General features: G+C 70.4%; 13 protein-coding genes. 12 read left to right on the plus strand and 1 reads right to left on the minus strand.

The window, feature by feature from the left end:
• The first annotated feature begins 87 nt into the window (after positions 1-87).
• The 11 genes from PZB77_RS02830 (at position 88) to PZB77_RS02880 (ending at position 21,071) form a co-directional block, all read left to right on the plus strand.
• The gene (locus tag PZB77_RS02830) at positions 88-1,371 is read left to right on the plus strand and encodes a family 16 glycosylhydrolase (RefSeq protein ID WP_275490913.1); all 1,284 of its coding nucleotides are present in this window, start codon (positions 88-90) and stop codon (positions 1,369-1,371) included.
• Positions 1,368-2,765 (plus strand): ricin-type beta-trefoil lectin domain protein, encoded by a 1,398-nt coding sequence (locus PZB77_RS02835; RefSeq protein ID WP_275490914.1) that lies wholly within the window; start codon positions 1,368-1,370, stop codon positions 2,763-2,765. The genes PZB77_RS02830 and PZB77_RS02835 overlap by 4 nt, the downstream gene beginning before the upstream one ends.
• A 226-nt stretch (positions 2,766-2,991) precedes the next feature.
• Positions 2,992-4,206: a D-mannonate dehydratase ManD gene (gene manD, locus PZB77_RS02840; protein ID WP_275490915.1), complete on the plus strand. Its 1,215-nt coding sequence runs from the start codon at positions 2,992-2,994 to the stop codon at positions 4,204-4,206.
• Positions 4,207-4,669: 463 nt separating this feature from the next.
• Positions 4,670-8,956, plus strand: coding sequence for a discoidin domain-containing protein (locus tag PZB77_RS02845; RefSeq protein WP_275490916.1), 4,287 nt, complete (start codon positions 4,670-4,672; stop codon positions 8,954-8,956).
• 112 nt (positions 8,957-9,068) lie between these two features.
• On the plus strand, positions 9,069-10,076 hold the full coding sequence (locus PZB77_RS02850) for a LacI family DNA-binding transcriptional regulator (protein ID WP_275490917.1): 1,008 nt from the start codon (positions 9,069-9,071) through the stop codon (positions 10,074-10,076).
• Between the two features lie 273 nt (positions 10,077-10,349).
• The gene (locus tag PZB77_RS02855; RefSeq protein ID WP_275490918.1) at positions 10,350-11,777 is read left to right on the plus strand and encodes an extracellular solute-binding protein; all 1,428 of its coding nucleotides are present in this window, start codon (positions 10,350-10,352) and stop codon (positions 11,775-11,777) included.
• 90 nt (positions 11,778-11,867) lie between these two features.
• Positions 11,868-12,827: a sugar ABC transporter permease gene (locus PZB77_RS02860; protein ID WP_275490919.1), complete on the plus strand. Its 960-nt coding sequence runs from the start codon at positions 11,868-11,870 to the stop codon at positions 12,825-12,827.
• 14 nt (positions 12,828-12,841) lie between these two features.
• On the plus strand, positions 12,842-13,717 hold the full coding sequence (locus PZB77_RS02865) for a carbohydrate ABC transporter permease (RefSeq protein WP_275490920.1): 876 nt from the start codon (positions 12,842-12,844) through the stop codon (positions 13,715-13,717).
• 141 nt (positions 13,718-13,858) lie between these two features.
• Complete coding sequence (locus PZB77_RS02870) at positions 13,859-15,463, plus strand: glycoside hydrolase family 13 protein (RefSeq protein WP_275490921.1); 1,605 nt, start codon at positions 13,859-13,861, stop codon at positions 15,461-15,463.
• A gap of 52 nt (positions 15,464-15,515) precedes the next feature.
• Positions 15,516-17,933 (plus strand): discoidin domain-containing protein, encoded by a 2,418-nt coding sequence (locus PZB77_RS02875; RefSeq protein ID WP_275490922.1) that lies wholly within the window; start codon positions 15,516-15,518, stop codon positions 17,931-17,933.
• 354 nt (positions 17,934-18,287) lie between these two features.
• Positions 18,288-21,071 carry a glycosyl hydrolase gene (locus PZB77_RS02880; RefSeq protein ID WP_275490923.1) on the plus strand — a complete coding sequence of 928 codons (2,784 nt, stop codon included), beginning with the start codon at positions 18,288-18,290 and terminating at the stop codon, positions 21,069-21,071.
• A gap of 202 nt (positions 21,072-21,273) precedes the next feature.
• Here the strand turns inward: PZB77_RS02880 and PZB77_RS02885 are convergent, their stop codons facing one another.
• Positions 21,274-22,320, minus strand: a complete 1,047-nt coding sequence (locus PZB77_RS02885) for a LacI family DNA-binding transcriptional regulator (RefSeq protein WP_275490924.1) — start codon at positions 22,318-22,320, stop codon at positions 21,274-21,276.
• Positions 22,321-22,562: 242 nt separating this feature from the next.
• Here PZB77_RS02885 and PZB77_RS02890 point away from each other — a divergent pair, with 242 nt between their 5' ends.
• Positions 22,563-24,224, plus strand: a complete 1,662-nt coding sequence (locus PZB77_RS02890) for a beta-1,3-glucanase family protein (protein WP_275490925.1) — start codon at positions 22,563-22,565, stop codon at positions 24,222-24,224.
• The last annotated feature ends 135 nt before the right edge of the window (positions 24,225-24,359 follow it).

Here is a 24,359-nt window from a genome sequence, read left to right on the forward strand (position 1 = left end):
ATTAACCAGCGGCATCGCCCCTCGGGTGCCGGTTCACGCTGCCATCTGTCATGCCCATGACAGATTCCCCCCACGCGAAGTGATGTGATGACCGTGCGAACCCCCACCAGGCGCCGACTGGCGCTGTACGTCGCCTCCCTGCTCTGCTGTTCCGGACTGCTCATGGCAGCTCCGGCCGGTGCGGCGCCCGCGCCCGCGGAGAGCGGCGCCACCGCCGCCGCGGCGACCACCACCTTCTCCGACGACTTCAACGGCGCTGCCGGGTCCGGGCCGGACACGAGCAAGTGGCAGACCGAGACCGGCGACAACGTCAGCAACCACGAGCGGCAGTACTACACGGCGGGGGCGAACAACGCCAAGCTGGACGGCCAGGGCAATCTGGTCATCACCGCCCGCAAGGAGAACCCGGCCAACTACCAGTGCTGGTACGGCACGTGCCAGTACACCTCCGCGCGGCTGAACACCTCCGGCAAGTTCTCCTCGACGTACGGCCACGTCGAGACCCGGATGAAGATCCCGCGCGGGCAGGGCATCTGGCCGGCGTTCTGGATGCTCGGCACGGACATCGGCAGCGTCGGCTGGCCCAACAGCGGCGAGATCGACATCATGGAGAACGTCGGCTTCGAGCCGGGCACCGTGCACGGCACCCTTCACGGCCCCGGCTACTCCGGCGCGGCGGGCATCGGCGCGGGCTACTCCCTGCCGGGCGGCCAGGCGTTCGCCGACGCCTTCCACACCTTCGCGGTCGACTGGGCCCCCAACTCCATCACCTGGACCGTCGACGGGAACGTCTACCAGAAGCGCACCCCCGCCGACCTGGGCGGCAACAGCTGGGTCTTCAACAAGCCCTTCTTCGTCATCCTGAACCTGGCGGTCGGCGGCTACTGGCCCGGCGACCCCGACGGCTCCACCCCGTTCCCCGGCCAGCTCGTCGTCGACTACGTCCGCGTCACGACCGGTGACGGCGGCACCGTGCCGCCGGCCACCGGCGGTTCGATCACCGGCATCGGCGGCAAGTGCGTGGACGTGGCGGGTGCCGCGACCGCCAACGGAACCGCGGTCCAGCTCTACGACTGCAACGGCTCCGCCGCGCAGAAGTGGGCCGTCAACTCCGACGGCACCATCCGGGCACTGGGCAAGTGCCTGGACGCCAAGGACGCCGCCACCGCCGACGGCACCCCGCTCCAACTCTGGGACTGCAACGGAACCGCCGCCCAGAAATGGGCGGTCCCCGCGGCCAAGGACATCGTCGGCATCCAGTCGAACAAGTGCGTCGACGCCACCGGCAACTCCTCCGCCAACGGCACCCGGCTCCAACTCTGGACCTGCTCCGGCACCGCCAACCAGAAGTGGACGGTGAACGCCGCGTGAGCGCTCCCTCCGCGATCCGCCGCCGCGGGCTCCCGTTCCTGGCGCTGCCCGCGGCGCTCCTCCTCGCGGCGGGCGCCACCCTCGTCTCGCTGCCCGCCACCGCGCAGGCGGCGGCCACCGCCACCGGCGCGATCACCGGCATCGGCGGCAAGTGCGTGGACGTGGCGGGTGCCGCGACCGCCAACGGAACCGCGGTCCAGCTCTACGACTGCAACGGCTCCGCCGCCCAGCAGTGGAGCGTCAACTCCGACGGCACCATCCGGGCACTGGGCAAGTGCCTGGACGCCAAGGACGCCGCCACCGCCGACGGCACCCCGCTCCAACTCTGGGACTGCAACGGAACCGCCGCCCAGAAATGGGCGGTCCCCGCGGCCAAGGACATCGTCGGCATCCAGTCGAACAAGTGCGTCGACGCCACCGGCAACTCCTCCGCCAACGGCACCCGGCTCCAGCTCTGGACCTGCTCCGGCACCGCCAACCAGAAGTGGACGGCGCCCTCGGGCGGTGGCACGCCCGCACCCGGCGGGACCATGGCCGTGGCCCCCTACCTCTACAACGGGTGGGGCAGTCCGCCGAGTCCGACGACCGTGATGAACGCGACCGGGGTGAAGTGGTTCACCCTGGCGTTCGTCCTCAGCAACGGCTACTGCAACCCGCAGTGGGACGGCTCGCGGGCGCTGGCCGGCGGCGTCGACCAGCAGACGATCAACACCGTGCGCGCGGCGGGTGGCGACGTCATCCCCTCGTTCGGCGGCTGGAGCGGCAACAAGCTGGAGAGTTCCTGCTCCAGCGCCGGTGAGCTGGCCGCCGCGTACCAGAAGGTCATCAACGCGTACGGCCTCAAGGCGATCGACATCGACATCGAGGCGGACGCCTACAGCAACGCGACCGTGCAGCAGCGCACGGTCGACGCCCTGAAGACCGTCCGGGCCAACAACCCGGGCATCAAGGTGTACGTCACCTTCGGTACGGGCCAGAGCGGTCCCGACGCGTCGCTGATCAACCGGGCCGCTTCCTCGGGGCTGACCGTCGACAGCTGGACGATCATGCCGTTCGACTTCGGCGGCGCCGGCCAGAACATGGGCACCCTCACCACCAGGGCGGCCGAGGGCCTGAAGAACGCGGTGAAGAGCGCCTACGGGTACTCCGACGACCAGACGTACCGGTCGATCGGCATCTCGTCGATGAACGGAGTCACCGACGACAACGAGACGGTGACGGTGGACGACTTCCGCGCCATCCTCGCCTACGCCCAGCAGCACCACCTGGCACGACTGACCTTCTGGTCGGTCAACCGCGACCGGCCGTGCACCGGGGGCGGGGCGGACACGTGCTCGAACGTCAGCCAGCAGGCGTGGGACTACACCCGCGTCTTCGCGCAGTACACGGGGTGAGCCGCCGCGCGGTGGCGGAGCCGGCGGAGGCCCGGCCACCGCGCTCGGGGGCGGACGGTGCCATGGAGGGAGGGCAGGGCGGAGCGCCGGTGACGGGGCTGATGCAATAGCGCGGGGACCGGCCCTCCCCGGAGCCGGGTCCGACCATGCCCACGGGATGGCCGGACCCGGCCCCGGGCCGCCCCCGCGCCGCACCACCCTGCCCAGCACCGGAGAGAACACGCGCATGAAGATCGTCGACGCGAAGTTGGTCGTCACCAGTCCCGGCCGCAACTTCGTCACGCTGAAGCTGACGACCGACGAAGGGCTCACCGGGCTCGGCGACGCCACGCTCAACGGCAGGGAACTCGCCGTCGTCAGCTACCTCGACGACCACGTACTGCCGCTGCTCGTCGGGCTCGACCCGCACCGCATCGAGGACACCTGGCAGTACCTGTACCGCGGTGCCTACTGGCGCCGCGGTCCCGTCACCATGGCCGCGCTGGCCGCCGTCGACGTGGCGCTCTGGGACATCAAGGCCAAGGCGGCGGGTCTCCCGCTCTACCAGCTCCTCGGCGGCGCGAGCCGTGACCGGGTCCGCGCCTACGGCCACGCCAACGGCGCCGGAGTCCCGGAACTCCTCGACTCCGTCCGGGCCCGCCTCGCCGAGGGATACCAAGCCGTCCGCATCCAGACCGGCGTCCCCGGGCTGAAGGCGGTGTACGGGGTGCACACCACCGACGAGCACGGGGCTGCCGTACTCCACCAGGGCGCCAGGCCGCTGGTGGAGGACTGGGACACCGATGCCTACCTGCGGCACGTCCCGGCCGTCTTCGAGGCGGTACGCGCGGAGTTCGGCGACGAACTGCCGCTGCTGCACGACGCGCACCACCGGCTCACCCCGATCCAGGCGGCGCGGCTCGGCAAGGACCTGGAGCCGTACCGCCCGTTCTGGCTGGAGGACTGCACACCGGCCGAGAACCAGGACGCCTTCCGTCTGATACGCCACCACACGACCACCCCGCTCGCCGTCGGCGAGGTGTTCAATTCCTTCCACGACTACCAGAGCCTGATCACCGAGCGGCTGATCGACTACGCGCGGTCGGCCGTCACGCACTTCGGCGGGGTCACCCCGCTGCGGAAGCTCTTCGACTTCGCCGCGCAGTACCAGATCAAGAGCGCGATGCACGGCCCCGAGGACATCTCCCCGGTCGGCATGGCGGCGGCGGTCCACCTCGATCTCGCCGTGCACAACTTCGGCATCCAGGAGTACTCCGGGCACTCGGCGCTCACCGAAGAGGTGTTCCGGCACGCCTACACGTTCACCGACGGGCACCTGCACCCGGGCGAGGCCCCGGGGATCGGTGTGGAGCTCGACGAGGAACTGGCCGCCGCCCACCCGTACGCGCGCGCCTATCTGCCGGTCAACCGCCTCCAGGACGGCACCGTCCACGACTGGTGAGCCCCGCACGCCGACGCCCCGCACCCTGACACCCCGCGCCCGGGGCCGCGGCCCCTCGGGACCGTCCCCGCGCCGCCCCGCATGCCCCGGACCCCCGCGCCCGTTCGCGCGGTCCGGGGCATACGCGCTCCGCACGGCCTTCCCGCCCGGCCCGCCTCTTCTCGCCGCTCCCGCCTGGAGTCTTGCGCAAAAACGCAACTGGCTTCCATCGCTTGCGGAGAACTTGCATTTTCTGACAGCACGCGCGAAAGCCCCTGTTCCGCCGCCGTATCGCTCTTTCCCGGCGCGTCGGCACGGTAATTGACGCGTGCGGGACCGGTAGACGAGCCTCCAGATATCTGCAACTCTCTGACCGCTCCTCGCAAACGACGTAGTGCACTACGCATAAATCTAATCCTCCCTGCCACATCGACTGAGCCGCGCCTCGCCGCCGTCAGGGCGCGAGGCCGAGGATCGGGGATCCATGAGAGCGAAACGCTGGAGAGCGCGCGGTCTCTCCGCAATGGTCGTCACCAGCCTGCTGACCGTCGGATGGCCCGCGCTGACCGCCGCTGCGGCGTCCGGGCCCGGCGCGGCCTCGGGCCCGCAGGCCAGGGCGAGCAGTGCGCAGACGAAGAACGCCGCCGGTGGTGTCACCGACGGCGACCAGAGCACCTACTGGCAGAGTTCGGGAGGCGAACTCCCCCAGTGGGTGCAGACCGACCTGGGCTCCACCGTCCGGACGGACGGCGTGGTCCTCAAGCTCCCCGCCGGATGGGCGAGCCGCACGCAGACCCTCGCCGTCCAGGGCAGCGCCGACGGCACCTCCTTCACCACGCTGAAGACCTCCGCGACCTACACCTTCAGTCCCGGGCGGGCCAACGCGGTTACCGTGAACTACCCGGCCACCCGAGCGCGTTACGTGAGGATCGCCGTCACGGACAACTCCGTCGCCGACGCCGCCCAGCTCTCCGAGCTGGAGGTGAAGCTCGCCGGTGAGTCCTCGGTGAACCTGGCGAGCGGACGCACCCTGACGGAGAGCAGCCACACCGACGTCTATCCGGCGTCCAACGCCAACGACGGGAACCGGTCCACCTACTGGGAGAGCGCCAACAACGCCTTCCCGCAGTGGATCCAGGCGGACCTCGGCTCCGCGGTCCAGGTGAACCGGGTCGTCCTGCGGCTGCCGGACAGCTGGGGGCCGCGCAGCCAGACGCTGAAGATCCAGGGGAGCGCGAACGGCACGGCCTTCACCGACCTGACCGCCTCCCGGGCGTACGCCTTCGACGCGGCGGGCGGCCAGTCGGCGGCGCTCTCGTTCGACGCGACCACCACCCGTTACGTCCGCGCCCTGTTCACCGCGAACAGCGTGCAACCCGGCGCGCAGCTGTCCGAGTTCGAGGTCTACGGCCCCGACACGGGTGACACGCAGGCACCGTCCGCGCCGGCCGGCCTCGTCCTCACCGAGCCCGCGAGCGGTCAGATCAGGCTGTCCTGGAACGCCTCGACCGACAACACGGGGGTCACCGGCTACGACGTCTACGCCAACAACGCCCTGCTGACCAGCGTCGCGGGCGGGGTGACCACCTTCACCGACAACCGGCCCGCCAACCAGACCGTCTCGTACTACGTACGGGCCAAGGACGCGGCCGGGAACCAGTCGGGCAACAGCAACACCGTCACCCGGCAGGCAGGCACCGGGGACACCACGGCGCCGACGGCCCCCTCCGGGCTGGCGCTCAGCGAGCCGGCGAGCGGCCAGGTCAAGCTGGTCTGGAACGCCTCGGCCGACAACACCGGGGTCACCGGGTACGACGTCTACGCCAACAACACCCTGCGGGGCAGCGTGGGCGGCTCGGTGACCACCTACACCGACACGCAGCCCGCCTCCGCGACGGTCACCTACGTGGTCCGGGCGAAGGACGCGGCCGGCAACCAGTCCACCGCGAGCAACTCCGTGACGCGGAACGGGTCGGGAACCGCGGGATCCAACCTCGCGGTCTCCAAGCCGATCAGCGCGTCCTCGGTGGTGCACACCTACGTCGCGACGAACGCCAACGACAACGACGTGACGACGTACTGGGAAGGTGCGGAGGGAAGCTACCCCGGCACCCTGACGGTGAAGCTCGGTTCCAACGCCGACCTCAGCTCCCTGGTGCTGAAGCTCAATCCGGACAGCGCGTGGTCGGCACGGAACCAGACCGTCGAGGTGCTCGGCCGGGAGCAGAGCGCGACCTCCTTCACCACCCTGGTGGCCGCGAGGAGTTACGCGTTCTCCCCGGCGAGCGGGAACAGCGTCACCGTGCCCGTGTCCGGCCGTGTCGCGGACGTGCAGCTGAAGTTCACCGCCAACTCGGGCTCGTCGGCCGGGCAGGTGGCCGAGTTCCAGGTCATCGGGGTGCCGGCGCCGAACCCGGATCTCGAAGTCACCGGGGTGACGGCCTCGCCGTCCGCGCCGGTGGAGTCGGACACGATCACCCTCGGCGCGACCGTGCGCAACACCGGCGCGGTCGCGTCGCCCGCCACCAAGGTGGATCTGCTCCTCGGGGGGTCCAAGGCGGCCACCGCGTCCCTCGGCGCCCTGGCCGCCGGCGCGCAGACCACCGTCAGCGCCTCCGTCGGTACGCGTGAGGCGGGGAGTTACCCGCTGGGCGCGGTCGTGGACCCGGCGGGCCAGGTCATCGAGCAGAACGAGACCAACAACACCTACAACCGGACCGATCCCCTCGTGGTGAAGCCGGTCGCCAGCTCCGACCTGGTCGCCGCGGTGAACACCTCGCCCTCCAGCCCTTCGGCCGGTGACGCGGTGACCTTCGACGTGGCGATCAAGAATCAGGGATCGGTCGCCTCGGCGGGCGGGAGCCACGGGGTGACCCTCGCCGTGGTCGACTCCGCCAACGCGACCGTGAAGACCCTGACGGGCGCGTTCACCGGCACCATCGCGGCCGGAGCGACCGCGGCGCCGGTGAGGCTCGGCCCGTGGACGGCAGCCGACGGCTCGTTCACGGTGAGGGTGACGCTCGCCGACGACGCCAACGAACTGCCGGTGAAGCGGACGAACAACGTCTCCACCCAGCCGCTCTTCGTCGGGCGCGGTGCCGACATGCCGTACGACATGTACGAGGCGGAGGACGCCACGGCGGGCGGCGGCGCGCAGGTGGTCGGTCCCAACCGCACGGTGGGCGACATCGCCGGCGAGGCCTCCGGCCGCAAGGCCGTGAACCTGGACGCGACCGGTGAGTACGTCGAGTTCACCACCCGTGCGGCCACCAACACCCTGGTGACCCGGTTCTCCCTCCCGGACGCCCCGGGCGGCGGTGGCATCGACTCCACGATCGACGTCTACGTCAACGGTGTCCTGAAGAAGGCGTTCCCGCTGACCTCCCGGTACGCCTGGCTGTACGGCGCCGAGGCGGGCCCCGGCAACTCCCCCTCGGCGGGCGCGCCCCGGCACATCTACGACGAGGCGCACCTCCTGCTCGGCGAGACCGTTCCGGCCGGAGCCAGGATCCGGCTGCAGAAGGACGCCGCCAACACCTCCACCTACGCGATCGACTTCGTGAGCCTGGAGCAGGCGACGGCCGTCGCCAACCCCGACCCGGCGGCGTACGCGGTGCCCGCCGGATTCTCCCATCAGGACGTCCAGAACGCTCTGGACCGGGTGCGGATGGACACCACCGGGAAGCTGGTCGGCGTCTACCTGCCGGCGGGCGACTACCAGACCTCGTCCAAGTTCCAGGTGTACGGGAAGGCGGTGAAGGTCGTCGGCGCGGGTCCGTGGTTCGCGAGGTTCCAGGCGCCGGCCGGGCAGGAGAACACCGACGTCGGATTCCGTGCGGACGCGACCGCGAAGGGGTCGTCGTTCGCGGGGTTCGCCTACTTCGGCAACTACACCTCGCGGATCGACGGTCCGGGCAAGGTGTTCGACTTCGCGGGCGTCTCGGACATCGTGATCGACGACGTGTGGGTCGAGCACATGGTGTGCCTGTACTGGGGCGCCAACACGGACCGGATGACCATCAAGAACTCCCGCATCCGGGACATGTTCGCCGACGGCATCAACATGACCAACGGTTCCACCGACAACCTGGTCTCCAACAACGAGGCCCGGGCCACCGGTGACGACAGCTTCGCGCTCTTCTCCGCGATCGACGCCGGCGGGGCGGACATGAAGAACAACGTCTTCGAGAACCTGACGTCGCTCCTCACCTGGCGGGCCGCGGGCGTCGCGGTGTACGGCGGCTACGACAACACCTTCCGCAACCTCCGGATCGCGGACACCCTCGTCTACGCGGGCATCACCATCTCCTCGCTGGACTTCGGGTACCCGATGAACGGTTTCGGCACCGGGCCCACCGCTCTGGAGAACATCTCCCTGGTCCGGACCGGTGGCCACTTCTGGGGGTCGCAGACCTTCCCGGCCATCTGGGTGTTCTCCGCCTCGAAGGTGTTCCAGGGCATCAGGGTCAGCCACGTGGACATCGTGGACCCGACCTACAGCGGGGTGATGTTCCAGACGAACTACGTGGGTGGTCAGCCGCAGTTCCCGATCAAGGACACGGTCTTCACCGACGTGTCGATCTCGGGAGCCCGCAAGAGCGGGGACGCGTTCGACGCGAAGTCCGGCTTCGGGCTCTGGGCGAACGAGCTCCCGGAATCCGGGCAGGGGCCCGCGGTCGGTGAGGTCACCTTCAACGGCCTGCGGTTCTCGAACAACGCGGTGGACATCCGGAACACCACCTCCACCTTCAAGATCAACGTGAATCCGTAGGGAGGATCCCAGGGGGCGCGGCGGGGCGGAGGCCGCCCCGCCGCGACGGCCTCCACGACGGCCTCCACCACTGACGCAAGCTGCTTGCGCAGCTTGCGTTAGTCTTGCGTCCATGACGCGAAGACTTGCTCAGGTGGCACAGAAGGTGGGGGTCAGCGAGGCCACGGTCAGCCGGGTCCTCAACGGCAAGCCCGGAGTCTCCCAGGCGACCCGGCAGTCGGTGCTCACCGCCCTGGACGTCCTGGGCTACGAGCGGCCGACCCAGCTCCGCGGCGAACGGGCGCGGCTGGTGGGGCTCGTCCTGCCCGAACTCCAGAACCCGATCTTCCCGGCCTTCGCGGAGGTCATCGGCGGGGCGCTGGCCCAGCAGGGCCTCACGCCCGTCCTCTGCACGCAGACCAAGGGGGGCGTCTCCGAGGCCGACTACGTGGACCTCCTGCTCCAGCAGCAGGTCTCCGGGGTGGTCTTCGCCGGCGGACTCTTCGCCCAGGCGGACGCGGAGCACGAGCACTACCGGCGCCTCGCGGAGCGCAGGATTCCGGTGGTGCTGATCAACGCCCCCATAGAGAACCTCGATTTTCCCTGCATCTCCTGCGACGACGGCGTGGCCGTGGAGCAGGCCTGGCGCCATCTGACGTCGCTGGGACACGGGACGATCGGCCTGGTACTGGGGCCGGCCGACCACATCCCCTCGCGGCGCAAGCTGGCGGCCGCCCAGGCGCTGGCACGGGCCAACGGGGGTGAGCTGGCGCCGGAGTTCGTCGAGCGGACCATGTTCTCTCTGGAGGGCGGACAGGCGGCCGCCGCGCGGCTGCTGGACCGGGGCGCCACGGGCATCATCTGCGCCAGCGACCCGCTCGCCCTCGGCGCGGTGCGGGCGGCGCGCCGGCGCGGGATCGCCGTGCCGGACGGGGTGTCGGTGGTCGGCTACGACGACTCCGCCTTCATGAACTGCACGGAGCCGCCCCTGACGACCGTGCGCCAGCCCATCGAGGCCATGGGGCGGGCCGCCGTCGACCTGCTGACCGCCCAGATCCGGGGCGGCGAGGTACACCCCGGCGAACTCCTCTTCGAGCCCGAGCTGGTGGTGCGCGGCTCGACCGCCAAGGCTCCGCGCTAGCGGCGCCGGCCCAGGCACCACGGACGCCGCGGTTCCCCGCCCCCTCCCGGGGCTGGGAACCGCGGCGTTCTGCGTACCGCGTCCGACGGCGCTTCGCAGCCGTCCGTCCGGACGACCCACCGTCCGCCTCACCACCATTCATTCATCTGTCAAACAATTACGAGATCGGCGCTAGATATTGCGCCCTTCTGTTCCCGGTGGTTGAGTGTGCGGCGCCCCACAACGCATCGGCGGTGGGGCGACGTCCACGTACCCGCCCGAGGGGGACCACCCATGAGTAGAGCCGCGTACCGCCGTAGAAGCCGCGCAGGCGCGGTCGCCCTTGTCTCCGCGCTGGCGCTCACCGCGCTCGCGGCCTGTGGCACGAGCAGCAGCAGCGACGACGGCAGCGGTGACCAGGCGAAGGGCAGTGGAAGTGGGTCGTCGGACCCCGCCGCCCCGCTGGACCCCAAGACCAAGGTGACGATCACCATCGACTGCATGCCGCCCACGGCGAAGGCGGCCGAACTGAAGGAGTGGAAGGAGGACGTCGCCGAGTTCAACAAGACCTACCCGAACGTCACCGTCGAGGGGCGCTCCACCGCCGGCCAGTGCCTGGAGCCTCCGCGCTTCACGGCGATGCTGAAGGCGAAGTCCCAGCCGGACGTGTTCTACACCTACTTCACCGACCTGCCGCAGGTGCTCGACAACGACGGCGCCGAGGACATCACCGCGTACGTCAACGACAAGAGCGTCCCCGCCCTGGCCGACATCGACCCGAACGTCCTCGACTCGCTGAAGCAGGACGGCAAGTTGTACGGGCTGCCCACCAGCAACTACACCATGGGCCTGCTCGTCAACCGCAAGCTCTTCCAGCAGGCCGGCCTGGACCCCGACGCGCCGCCGCGCACCTGGCAGGAGGTCCGCGCCGCCGCGAAGAAGATCGCGGGGCTGGGCAAGGGCATCTCGGGCTTCGGCGAGTACAGCGCCGGCAACACGGGCGGCTGGCACTTCACCGCGCAGATGTACAGCATCGGCGGCGAGGTCGTCGACGCGAGCGGCACCAAGGCGGCCTTCAACAACGAGCTCGGCAAGCAGGTCGCCGAGAACATCAAGGCCATGCGCTGGCAGGACGACAGCATGGGCAAGACGCAGTTGCTGAAGTGGGGCGACCTGCAGAAGCAGATCGCCACCGACAAGCTCGGCATGTTCCTCGCGGCGCCGGACGACATCGCCTACATGGTGCAGCAACTCGGAGCCTCCTACGAGAACTTCGGCATGGGCCCGATCCCCGGCGAGAAGAACACCCTGGCCGGCGGCAACAACTACATGATCAAGAAGGGGATTTCGGCCGACAAGATAAAGGCCGCCGTCGCCTGGCTCAACTTCAAGAACCTCACCGTCGGCAAGGGACAGTTCGACTGGGAGCGCACCAAGGCCGACAAGCTGCCCGTCGGCGTTCCCCAGCCGAACTTCTGGCTGAACGGGTCCAAGGCCGAGGACGACGCCGCGCGCACCCGGTTCGCCACCATGCCGGTCGCCAACTTCAAGACCTTCGTGGACAACCCGGTGGCGGGCAAGGCCGAGCCGCCGAAGGCCCAGGAGATCTACAAGGTCCTGGACAACGTGATGTCCGGCCTCCTCACCAACAAGGACGCCGACGTCGACAAGCTGCTCTCCACCGCGGAGAAGCAGGTCGACCAGGTCCTGGCCAACCAGTAACCGGGCGAAGGGGGCCGGTCCCGCCGGCCCCCGCGCCTCGTCCGATCCCGGACCGAGTTCCGGCACTTCTGCACCGAGGAGGCGGCGACGATGTCGGCCCCCACCATCCCCGAGGCTGCGGCGAAGACGCCCCGCCCGTCACGGCACCACGGCGAGGGCACCGAGCGCGCCGGCGGCGCCTTCGCCCAGCACCTGCGCCGCAACCTCACCGCCCACGGCTTCCTGATCGGGGCCGTCATCTGCTTCGGCCTCTTCTCCTGGTACCCCATGGTGCGGGAGTTCCTGCTCGCCTTCCAGAAGACCGAGGACGGGCAGACCACCTGGGCCGGGCTGGACAATCTGCGTACCGTCTTCAACGACCCGGCGTTCTGGCAGGCATGGCGCAACACCCTGCTCTTCACCGTGCTCGCCCTGGTCCTCGGCTTCGCCGTACCGTTCGTGGTCGCGGTGGTGCTCAACGAGTTCCGGCACGCCCAGGGATACCTGCGGCTCCTGGTGTACCTGCCCGTCATGCTCCCGCCGGTCGCCTCGGTACTCCTCTTCAAGTACCTCTACGACCCCGGGTACGGCCTGCTCAACCAGCTCCTCGACTTCTTCGGGATTCCGGCCCAGCAGTGGCTCCAGGACCCCAGCACCTCGATGCTCTCCGTCGTGGTCGCCTCCACCTGGATGAACATGGGCGGCGCCACCCTCATCTACCTCGCCGCCCTCCAGGGCATCCCCGGCGAGCTGTACGAGGCCGCCGAACTGGACGGTGCGGGGCTGCTGCGCAAGATCTGGCACGTCACCGTTCCGCAGACCCGGCTCATCCTCTCGCTGCTGCTGCTCATGCAGGTCATCGCGACCATGCAGGTGTTCGTCGAGCCCTTCCTGCTCACCGGCGGCGCGGGCCCCGAGGGTTCGACGACCACGGTCGTGTACCTGATCTACCAATACGCCTTCAACTTCAACGACTACGGCGCCGCGGCGGCGCTCGGCCTGGTCCTCCTCGTACTGCTCGCCGGAGTGTCGGCCGTGTACGTGAGGCTCAGCCGCGCCGAGGACGAGTAGGACCGGGGGAAACGATGTCCACACGCACGCTCATCTCGCCGGCCCAACTGGCACGGCCCCGGGGCAAGGCCGTCTACTGGGTGGTCTTCGGCCTCGTGGTCGTCCTCTTCACGCTGGTCTTCCTCGGACCGCTGTACTGGATGGTCTCCGGCGGGCTCAAGTCCACGCAGGAGGCGGTCCAGTCACCCCCGACGTTCTTCCCGTCGACGCCGACCCCGGCCAACTATTCGCGCGCCTGGGAGGTGATGGACCTCTCGCGCCTCCTCTTCAACACCCTGTACTACGCGTTCGGGGCGCTGGCCTTCCAGCTCGTCCTGGACGTGGCGGCGGCCTACTCCCTCTCCCGGCTGCGACCCCTCTTCGGCAAGGCGATCCTCGGCATGATGCTGGCGACGCTGATGATCCCGGCGACGGTGCTGGTCGTCCCGCAGTACCTCACGGTGCTAGACGTCCCGCTGGTGGAGCGCAATCTGCTGAACTCGCCCTGGGCGATCTGGCTCCCCTCGGTGACCAACGCCTTCAACATCTTCCTGTTGAAGCGGTTCTTCGACTCCATCCCGAAGGAGCTGCTGGACGCCGCGTCGATGGACGGGGCCTCCCCGCTGCGCACCCTGCGCTCGATCGTCCTGCCCATCTCGCGGCCGATCCTCGGGGTGGTCTCCATCTTCGCGGTCGTCGGGGTCTGGAAGGACTTCCTCTGGCCGATGCTCACCCTGCCCGATCCGGCCATGCAGACCCTGAACGTCGGCATCTACTCGCTCTCCAACGGTGTGCCGGAGAACGTGCTGATCGCCGCGCTGACCATCGCCTCCCTGCCGACGCTGCTCATCTTCCTCGTCTTCCAGCGCAACATCATGAGCGGCCTCACCGCGGGCGGCCTCAAGGGCTGAGAGCCCGGCCCGCACACCGGCGACGCGCGCCGTCGTCGCCCGTCCTCCCGACAGCCCACCTCCATGAAGCCTCCGCCGCCGGCCCGGACCCCGTGCCCCGCCGTCCGGCCGGCGGCGGACCCTGCCCGAAAGGACCCTCACGTGGCAGCCCCTCTTCCGGAACGCACCGACGACTGGTGGCGCAGTGCCGCCATCTACCAGGTGTACCCACGCAGCTTCGCCGACGGTGACGGGGACGGTACCGGGGACCTCGCGGGCGTCCGGTCGAGACTGCCGTACCTCGCCGAACTGGGCGTGGACGCACTCTGGTTCACGCCCTGGTACGTGTCCCCGCTCGTGGACGGCGGGTACGACGTCGCCGACTACCGCACCATCGACCCGGCCTTCGGCACGCTCGCCGAGGCGGAGAAGCTCATCCACGAGGCCCGCGAGTCCGGCATCCGGGTGATCGTCGACATCGTGCCCAACCACGTGTCGGACCAGCACGCCTGGTTCCGGGCCGCCCTGGAGGCCGGCCCGGGCAGTCCCGAGCGCGAGCTCTTCCACTTCCGGCCCGGCCGGGGCGAGGACGGCGAACTGCCGCCCAACGACTGGCCCTCGCAGTTCTCCGGGCGCACCTGGACGCGGGTACCGGACGGCGAGTGGTACCTCCACCTCTTCACCCCCGAGCAGCCCGACCTCAACTGGGCCCATCCGGCGGTCCGCCGGGAGCACGAGGAGATCCTGCGGTTCTGGTTCGAGCGCGGGGTGGCCGGCGTCCGGATCGACTCCGCCGCGCTCCTCGCCAAGGACCCGGCGCTGGCCGACTTCGTGGAGGGCGTGGATCCCCACCCGTACATCGACCAGGACGAGTTGCACGACATCTACCGGTCGTGGCGCGCCATCGCCGACGAGTACCAGGGTGTCTTCGTGGGCGAGGTCTGGCTCCCGGACTCGGAGCGCTTCGCCCGCTATCTGCGCCCGGACGAGCTGCACACCGCCTTCAACTTCAACTTCCTGGCCTGCCCCTGGCAACCGGACCGGCTGCGGCGGACCATCGACGACACGCTCGCCGAACACGCGCCCGTCGGCGCCCCCGCCACCTGGGTGCTGTGCAACCACGACGTGACCCGGACGGTCACGCGGTACGGCCGCGAGGACACCGGTTTCGACTTCGCCACCAAGGCCTTCGGCACGCCCACCGACCTGGTGCTGGGCGAGCGGCGGGCACGGGCCGCCGCCCTGCTGACGCTCGCGCTCCCGGGGTCCGCCTACCTCTACCAGGGTGAGGAGCTGGGCCTGCCCGAGGCGGAGATCCCCCTGGACCGCATCCAGGACCCGATGCACTTCCGCTCGGGCGGCACCGATCCGGGGCGGGACGGCTGCCGGGTGCCGCTGCCGTGGACCGCGGACGCCCCGTACGGCGGTTTCGGCTCGCGCGAGGAGCCGTGGCTGCCGCAGCCCGAGGGCTGGGGTGCCTACGCGGTGGACCGCCAGAGCGCCGACCCCGGTTCGATGCTGTCGCTCTACCGCGAGGCGCTGCGGCTGCGGCGCACCACCGCGGCCTTCCGGTGCGAGCCGCTGACCTGGCTCCCCTCCGAGGAGGGTGTCCTCGCCTTCCGGCGCGGCCCGGACCTGATCTGCGTCGTCAACCTGGCGGCGGAGCCGGCCCGGCTCCCCGCCCACACGGATGTCCTGCTCGCCGGCGGCCCCCTGGACGACCGGGGCCGTCTCCCCCAGGACACGGCGGTGTGGCTGCTCGCCTGAGGGCGGGTGCCGCGGCGCCGTCCCGATGTCCCCCCACAGGAGGTTCTGCATCATGAGCGTGACAAGAGCCGCGCCCGGCGGACGGTCCGTGACCGCTCTGCTGGTCTCACTCGCCTGCACCGTCGCCCTGGGTACGGCGGCCGCCCTCACCGGGGGCGGCGCCGGGTCCGCGGTGGCGGCCGAGGCGCCCGTACTCTCACCGTTCGCGGTGGCGGGGCGCGGGGCCCAGGTGCCGTTCACCGAGCTGGAGGCGGAGTCCGCCGCGACCAGTGGCTCGCTGATCGGCCCCGACCGTACGTACACCACCCTTCCCTCCGAGGCCTCCGGGCGGCGCGCCGTACGGCTCGACGCCCCGGGCGAGTACGTCGAGTTCACCCTGACCAAGCCGGCCAACGCGATGACGGTGCGCTACTCCGTCCCGGACAACGCGGCGGGTACGGGCCTCACCGCGCCGGTGACGCTCGCCCTGGACGGGACCAGGCTCAAGGACCTCGACTTCACGTCCCGGTACGGCTGGTTCTACGGCTCGTACCCGTTCACCAACACCCCGGGCAGCCAGCCGCACCACTTCTACGACGAGACCAGGACACTCTTCGGCAGGACGCTGGCCGCGGGCTCGAAGGTCCGCATCACCCTGCCCGCCACCTCAGCCACTCCGTGGGCCGTGGTGGACCTCGCCGACTTCGAGCAGGTCGCGGCCCCGGTGACCCGGCCGGCCGGTTCCCTGTCGGTCACCGACTACGGCGCCGACGCGAGCGGCGCGGGGGACTCCACCTCCGCCTTCCAGCAGGCCGTCGACGCGGGGAAGGCCCAGGGGCGCGAGGTGTGGATCCCCCAGGGCACCTTCAGGCTGACCGACCACGTGGTGGTCGACCAGGTCACGCTGAGGGGCGCCGGACCCTGGTACAGCGTGCTGGGCGGCCGGCATCCCACCGACCGGTCCCGCGCGGCGGGCATCTACGGCAAGTACGCCTCCGGTGGCGGATACGGCGGCGGTGTCCGCCCGTACGAAGCCGGCGGGCCGAGCCGGAACGTCACGCTCAAGGACTTCGCCCTCATCGGCGACATCACCGAGCGCGTGGACGAGGACCAGGTCAACGCGATCGGCGGCGCCATGAGCGACTCCGTCGTCCAGAACGTGTGGCTGCAGCACACCAAGGTCGGGGCGTGGATGGACGGCCCGATGGACAACTTCCACATCCGCGACAGCCGCATCCTGGACCAGACCGCGGACGGGGTGAACTTCCACTGGGGCGTGACCCGTTCTTCCGTGGAGAACACCTTCCTGCGCAACCTGGGCGACGACGGGCTCGCCATGTGGTCCGACACGAAGGCCGACTCCGCCGGCGCCTTCACCGGAAACACGGTGGTGGCCCCGATCCTCGCCAACCACATCGCGATCTACGGCGGCAAGGACATCTCGGTCACCGACAACGTCCTCGCCGAGAGCCTCACCAACGGCGGCGCCCTGCACGTGGGCAACCGGTTCCCCGGGGTCTCGCCCGGTCAGGGCACCGACGTCCAGGGCACCTTCACCCTCGCCCGCAACACCACCATCCGGGCGGGGAACACCGACTACGGCTGGCCCTTCCCGATCGGCGCGGTCTGGTTCGACGCCCGGAACAGCCCCATCGACAAGGCGACGATCAACGTCACCGACACGGACATCCTGGACAGCTCCTACGCCGCTGTCCACTTCGTCTCGGGGACGACGAAGAACGTGCGCTTCGACAACGTGAACATCGACGGCACGGGCACCTTCGCCTTCCAGTTCAACGATCCGGCGCAGCTGTCGCTGACCAATGTGCGCGCCACACACATCGGCTTCACCGACCCCGTGTACAGCTGCCTCGGCTCCTCGCTGGCCCTGTCCCAGGGCGCCGGCAACTCCGGCTGGAACTCCAGGCTGCCGGCCACGTACTGCGGTCCCTGGCCCACCGCGAACTACGACCACGGCGGCGGGACCACGCCCACCCCGACGCCCACTCCGACTCCAACGCCCACCCCGACTCCGACGCCCACTCCGACTCCGACCGGTCCGACCCCGGACCCGGGCCGGAACCTCGCCCTGGGCAGGCCGGTCACCGCGACCGGCTACGCGGACGTCTACGCACCGGCGAAGGCCGTCGACGGTGACGCCAACTCGTACTGGGAGAGCGTCAACCGGTCCTTCCCCCAGTCACTGACCGTGGATCTGGGAGCAGCGGCCGGCGTGGGCCGGGTCGTCCTCAGGCTGCCGTCGTCCTGGGAGGCGCGGACCCAGACCCTGGCGGTCCTCGGCAGCGCCGACGGATCCGCCTTCACCACGCTGACCGCGTCGAAGGAGTACCGCTTCGACCCGGCCGGCGGCAACAAGGTGACCGTGACCCTGCCGGCGGGCTCCGCCCCCCGGTACCTGCGGGTCACCGGCACCGCCAACACGGCCTGGCCGGCCGTCCAGGCCTCGGAGCTGGAGGCGTACCGCTCCTGACCGGCCCCGCTCGCCCCACCGCTCGCCGCCCGCCCGTGGTACGGATCCACGGGCGGGCGGTGTGCTGTCGCCGGACGGTCCCCGCCGGAGTGTCCCGCGGCGGCGACGCCGCGCGGGACGAAAGCGCACAAGAGTGCTCGGACACCTGAGAGCGCGCTCATTACTTCGACCCAGGCCGCTCCGCCCTCTCGTCGATCCGTCAGGTCTCGAACACGGGCAGGTCTACACGCTCGGCCAACTACCGTACGTGTCAGTTCTCTTGACACCGAGGTTTCAGGAGTTTTACGTTCCTTGGCAATTGAGAGCGCTCTCGAAAGCGCTCCGTCCCCCCTCCTGACCTCGAGGTGCTGCCCCATGCAAGCCTCCCTCGTAAGACCCGCAGCCGCGATGGCCCTGGCTCTCGCCCTGGCCGCAGCCGGCCTGGGCACCGCCGCATCCCCCGCGGTGGCCGCCACGATCACCGCGGGCGCCGGCAGTTATACGGACACCCGCCCCGCCGGGACCTCCGGGCCGACCACCAACACCGGCGCGCCGGTCACCCCCAAACTGACCGCGGCAGCCAGGAACAAGCCGGTGCCGACCAACGACTGGTGGACCTCGCTCGCCTACCAGCGCTACGGCGACAATCCGTACTCCACCCCGATGTACGGCCACCCCCTCACCTACCAGGCCACCTCCGGCGGACTGGAGGTCGGCTACCCGACCACGCCCGCGGTCGTCGGGGACGGCCGCCAGTACGAGTACGCGCACAAGGCCGACCTGACCCTCGGCCTCAGCGGACTCAACTCACCCGACACCAAGGCCGACGACTGGTCGGACTGGACGGTCACCCCCTACTGGTCGGACGGCGCCCGCACCCTGCGCACCACCATCGGGCACGGCCTGCCGTACGTGTACGCCAAGGGCTCCGGCGGCGACGCCCGGATCACCACGGCGAGTGCCCCCACCGTCTTCGCGGACAACGGCAACGTCCTCGGCATCACCGTCGCGGGACACCACTACGCGCTCTTCTCGCCGACCGGCACCGACTGGACGGTTTCCGGCTCGACGATCACCGCTCCTCTCGGCGGCAAGGACTACTTCTCGCTCGCCGTGCTGCCGTCCACCGACGCGCTCGCGACCTTCCGGAAGTACGCCTTCAGCTTCGTCACCGGCTCCAAGGTGACCTGGGAGTCCACCGGCGGTACGGTCCGCGCGACGTACAGCCTCACCACGGAGGCCAAGGAGGGCACCGAGCGCGGGACGCTCCAGGCGCTCTACCGCCACCAGTGGCTGCACACCTCCGACGCGCTCACGGGCTACACGTACGTCTCGCCGCGCGGCACCATGAAGGTGCGGGAGGCCGCGTCCTTCACCACCAACCAGAAGGGTTCCGGCGTGGTGCCGGCCCTCCCCGCGGTGAGCGGCGTCGACAAGGCCCGGCTGACCGGGTACCTCAACGAGGTGGCGAACGCCTCCGACCCGTTCTCGGGCGCCACCGACACCTACTGGACCGGCAAGGCGCTCGGCCGCCTCGCCCAACTGGTCCCGGTGGCGGACCAGATCGGCCAGACCGGCATCCGGGACAAGTTGCTGGGGCTGATGAAGGGCCGGCTCCAGGAGTGGTTCACGGCGGGCGGCGCGAGCGAATTCAGCTACGACAAGGACTGGAAGACCCTCACCGGTTACCCGGCCTCGTACGGCAGTGACACCGAGCTGAACGACCACCATTTCCACTACAGCTACTACCTGTACGCGGCGGCGATCGTCGCCCAGTACGACCAGACCTGGGCCGCCGACTCCGCCTGGGGCACCATGGTCAAGAACCTGATCCGTGACACCGCCAACCCGAGCCGCACCGACACCGCGTTCCCCTTCCTGCGCGGCTTCGACGTGTACGCGGGCCACAGCTGGGCCTCCGGCCACCAGGGCTTCGCGGCCGGCAACAACCAGGAGTCCTCCTCCGAGTCGACCAACCTGAGCGCCGCTCTCGTCCTGTGGGGCTCGGCGACCGGGGACACCTCGCTGCGCGATCTCGGCAGCTATCTGCTGACCACCGAGTCCGAGGCGGTCGAGCAGTACTGGTTCGACACGGATCAGCAGGTCTTCCCCGGCTCCTTCGGCCACGACACGGTCGGCATGGTCTGGGGCAGCGGCGCCGCGTACTCCACCTGGTGGACCGCGAACCCGGAGGAGATCCACGGCATCAACACCCTTCCGATCACGGGCGGTTCGCTGTACCTGGGTCGCGACAAGGCCACCGTCAAGCGGAACCTCGCCGAGATGGTGCGGGAGAACGGCGGCCCGGCCGTCGAATGGCGGGACCTGCTCTGGGAGTTCGAGGCCCTGGCCGACCCGGCGTCCGCGAAGGCCAAATGGGACGCGGGCAACGCGGGCTACACCCCGGAACAGGGTGAGTCCAAGGCGCACACCTACCAGTGGATCACCACCCTCGACAGTCTCGGCGCCCCGGACATGAGCATCAGCGGCGACATTCCGACCTCCGCCGTCTTCGCCAAGAACGGCGTCAACACCTACGTCGCCCACAACTACGGCACCACCGCCCGCACCGTCACGTTCACCAACGGCGCGACCCTCTCCGTACCGGCCCGCTCCACGGCCACCGGCACGGGCACCGGCGGCGGCACCACCGACCCCGACCCCGGCACGGGCACCCCCACCGGGAACACCTTCCGGCTGAAGTCCGGGGGCACCCTCACCACCGCCACCGACGGCGCCGCCGGTACGGACACGATCGCCTCGGCGGACGGCGTCAACCGGGACGGCACGCCGTACAAGCCCACGACCTACCAGATCAGAGGCGTCAACGGCACCCTCTCGGCCGGGGCGTCCACGACGTTCCGCCTCCGGGTCGACGCGGGCGCGACGGTCGGTCTCGCCCCGCAGGTCAGGGTCAGCTACGACCTCACCGGTGACGGCACCTTCGACCGGACCGAGACCTACCGCTACTTCGCGACCGACCCGGTCGCCGGGTGGGAGGAGTACACCCAGGCCGCGGGCGCGCAGGCGACCACCGGCACCTTGGGCAACCTCGCGGGCGGAACCGTCCGCCTGGAGATCTGGAACGCCCTGGGAAGCGGTACCTCCCAGGTGCAGACCGGCACGGACGCGGCGGTCCTGAAGATCCCCTACGTCTGACCGTCCCGCCGACGTACGGGTGGGCGCCGCGCGGCGCTCACCCGTACGTCCGTTTCACCGGCCCCGGAGCGTGCGAAGCCCACGTACATGCCGATCGGAGAGCCCTTCCGGACGGCGGGGCCGTCTTCTGGGCGAGTCCGTGCACTCGGCGACGGCCCGCCCGCTCCGGACCCGCCGGACCGGCGCGGTGCGGGTGACCGGCTCAGGAGGAGGCCCGCCGGACCAGCGTGGTCGGGGTGATCACCGAGTCGGGCGCCTCCGCCCCCTGGCGAGCCCGGTCCCGGTCCAGGTTGCGCAGGAGCAGCCTGGCCATGAGCCGTCCCTGGCCCTCGACGTCCTGCCGCACCGTGCTCAGCGGCGGTACCGTCGCCTCGGCCACCGACGCCATGTCGTCGAACCCGACCACGGCCACCTGGCCGGGCACCGGGATCCCGCGTTCGGCCAGGACGCGCAGGGCGCCGGAGGCCATCAGGTCGTTCGCGGCGAACACCGCGTCCAGGTCGGGCCGCCGATCCAGCAGTTCCTCCATGGCCCGTGCCCCCGACTCCACGGTGAAGTCGCCCTCCGCGACGAGCGTCGGGTCCACGTCGAGCTGGATGTCCCGGTAACCGTCGAACCGGTCCTGGGCCGAGGTCTGGTCGGGCGGTCCGCAGATACAGGCGATCCGCCGCCGCCCCTGGTCCCGCAGGTGCTGTACGGCCGCCCGGGCGCCGCCCCGGTTGTCCGCGTCCACGTAGGAGGCGGTGCGCTCGCCGGGAGGCGTGGTCCAGCTCGGGCGCCCGCCGTAGACCGTCGGCAGCCCGGCGCGTCGGGTGATGCCCGGCAACGGGTCGTCGGTGTGCAGGGAGAACGCCAGAGCTCCGTCGACGTGACCGCCGCACAGATACCGCTCGATCCGGTCGAAGTCGCCCGGTCCTTCGACGATCAGCAGCACCAACTGGGTGTCCTGTTCGGCGAGTTCCTTGCCGATGCCCCGGAGCTGACGGGAGAAGAAGGGGTCGGAGAAGATGCGGGTCTCCGGTTCGGCGATGACCACCGCCACCGCCCCGGTCCGCCGGGTGACGAGGGTGCGCGCCGCGTGGTTCGGGATGTACTGCAGTTCCTCGACCGCCTGGCGCACCCGGTCCACGAGGGGTTTGCGCACTCCGTCGCCCCCGTTGACGACCCGGGACGCGGTGGCCCGCGAGACCCCGGCTCGCGCCGCGACGGCTTCCAGGGTGGGCCGGGAACCTGGGGACTGGTCGGGCAAGGCGGGCGCTCCTCAACGCTGGGCGGCGACGCGGGAGGTGAGGCCGCCCGGTCGTGCCCAGCCTAACGCCGGGGCCGCCCGTACGCGGCGGCGACGGGGGCTGCGGTTGAGAGCGCTCCCAAACTCGTTCGGCGCATCCCTTGACCCTTATTGGTCCAGCCCAATAGCGTCACGTTCGCCTTCGGGCAACACCCCCACCCCGTCGCTGTTCTGACGGGTCATCACCCCCTTTGGGAGGGTCAGTGGTCTCTCGACGTTCCTTCCTCACCGCAGCCGGCGCGACCGCAGTCGGCGCGACCGTCCTCTCCCCGCTTTCACCGTTCGCCTCCGAGGCGTCGGCGGCGAGCGCCCCCCTGCCGGTGTCGCTCCGGAACAACTCCGGAAGCAACACCGTGTACGCGTACATCTCCGGCACGGACAGCAGCGGCTGGCCGGTGTTCGTCTCCGCGAACGGTGCCCTGAACCGGCTGCCCAACCCGTCCTCGGCGGTGACCCCGATCGCCGACTACGCCATCCCGCTGGGCGCGTCCGGCTCGGCCGCCACCAAAGTGAACCTGGCCGGCTTCATCATCGGCGGCCGGGTCTGGTTCTCCATCGGCCAGAAGCTCAAGTTCTTCGTCAACCCGGGCACGGTGCCCGGCGTGGTCCAGCCGGCGCTCACCAGCTCCGACCCCAACTGGAACACGAACTGGACCTTCTGCGAGTTCACCTTCAACAGCGCCAACCTGTACGCCAACATCTCCTACGTCGACATGGTCGGCCTGCCGGTCTCCATGTCCAGCACCGGCAGCTCCGGCAACCAGACGGTCAGCCCGCTGCCCAACGGCGCACTCGGCTCCATCGCCTCCGGTCTGCAGGCGCAGCACGCACGCGACGGCGCACCCTGGGACCGGCTGGTGGTCAACGACTCCTCCGGCGGGGTGCTGCGAGTCCTCGCGCCCTCGCACTCCCCGGTGGACTTCGGCTCCTACTGGGACGACTACCTCAACCGGGTGTGGAGCCGTTACTCCTCCACCCCGCTGACCGTGAACGGACAGGGCGGCATCGGCTCGTACACCGGCACCGTCTCCGGTGGCGCCCTTGTCTTCTCGGGCCTGAACACCAACGGCGTCCCGTTCACCAAGCCCAGCGCGGTAGACATCTTCGGCTGCGCCTCCGGACCGCTCTACAACTCCAACGGCGACGCGCGCGGCGCGATCGCGGCCCGGCTCTCCGCCGCGCTCAACCGCAGCAGCCTGCTGGTGGCCGGCGGCAACAACCAGCCCGACGGGGTGTCCCCGTCGCAGTACTACACGGATCCCGTCACCAACCACTACGCCCGGCTCGTCCACCAGTACGCCAGCATCGGCTACGCCTTCCCGTACGACGACGTCGGCCCCACCAACTCCGCCCCCGTCGACGGCCACATCCAGGACGGCGCCCCCACGTCGTGGACCATCTCCCTGGGCGCGGGGTCGGGCTCGGGCGGTTCCGGTGGCACCGGCGGCTCCGGCACCAGCGCCTACGGCACCATCCAGGCCGAGTCCTACGCGTCCCAGAGCGGCACCACGACGGAGAGCTGCTCCGACTCGGGCGGCGGTCAGGACGTCGGCTACATCGCCAACGGCGACTGGCTCAAGTTCTCGTCCCTGGACTTCGGTCCGGCCTCGCCGTCCCAGTTCAAGGCCCGGCTCGCCTCGGGTGCCGCCGCGGGCGTGAGCGGCGCGATCAAGGTACGACTGGACAGCGCCACCGGCCCGCAGGTCGCGGAGATCAACATCGCGAACAACGGCGGCTGGCAGTCCTGGCAGACCGTCCCCGCCAACATCGTCGCCTCCGCGACCGGAGTCCACGACGTCTACCTGGTCTTCTCCGGGAGCAGCTCGGACTTCGTCAACATCAACTGGTTCACCTTCACGCGTTGACGGAGACGCCGGGCCCGCCGCCTCCGCGGCGGTGGGCCCGGCGCACGCACTCCGACCGGCCGGGCCGGGGACACCGGGAGGCCGGACCCGAGCCCTCACCACGGCGTCGGCGGTCCCCCACGCGGCGGCCCTTTC

Source organism: Streptomyces sp. AM 2-1-1 (assembly GCF_029167645.1).
Lineage (GTDB): Bacteria > Actinomycetota > Actinomycetes > Streptomycetales > Streptomycetaceae > Streptomyces.

Excerpts from the sequence above, each read along its gene's own strand:
- PZB77_RS02830 (WP_275490913.1), top strand. The coding sequence starts at position 88 with ATGACCGTGCGAACCCCCACCAGGCGCCGACTGGCGCTGTACGTCGCC.
- manD (WP_275490915.1), top strand. The coding sequence starts at position 2,992 with ATGAAGATCGTCGACGCGAAGTTGGTCGTCACCAGTCCCGGCCGCAAC.
- PZB77_RS02845 (WP_275490916.1), top strand. The coding sequence starts at position 4,670 with ATGAGAGCGAAACGCTGGAGAGCGCGCGGTCTCTCCGCAATGGTCGTC.
- PZB77_RS02850 (WP_275490917.1), top strand. The coding sequence starts at position 9,069 with ATGACGCGAAGACTTGCTCAGGTGGCACAGAAGGTGGGGGTCAGCGAG.
- PZB77_RS02855 (WP_275490918.1), top strand. The coding sequence starts at position 10,350 with ATGAGTAGAGCCGCGTACCGCCGTAGAAGCCGCGCAGGCGCGGTCGCC.
- PZB77_RS02860 (WP_275490919.1), top strand. The coding sequence starts at position 11,868 with ATGTCGGCCCCCACCATCCCCGAGGCTGCGGCGAAGACGCCCCGCCCG.
- PZB77_RS02865 (WP_275490920.1), top strand. The coding sequence starts at position 12,842 with ATGTCCACACGCACGCTCATCTCGCCGGCCCAACTGGCACGGCCCCGG.
- PZB77_RS02875 (WP_275490922.1), top strand. The coding sequence starts at position 15,516 with ATGAGCGTGACAAGAGCCGCGCCCGGCGGACGGTCCGTGACCGCTCTG.
- PZB77_RS02880 (WP_275490923.1), top strand. The coding sequence starts at position 18,288 with ATGCAAGCCTCCCTCGTAAGACCCGCAGCCGCGATGGCCCTGGCTCTC.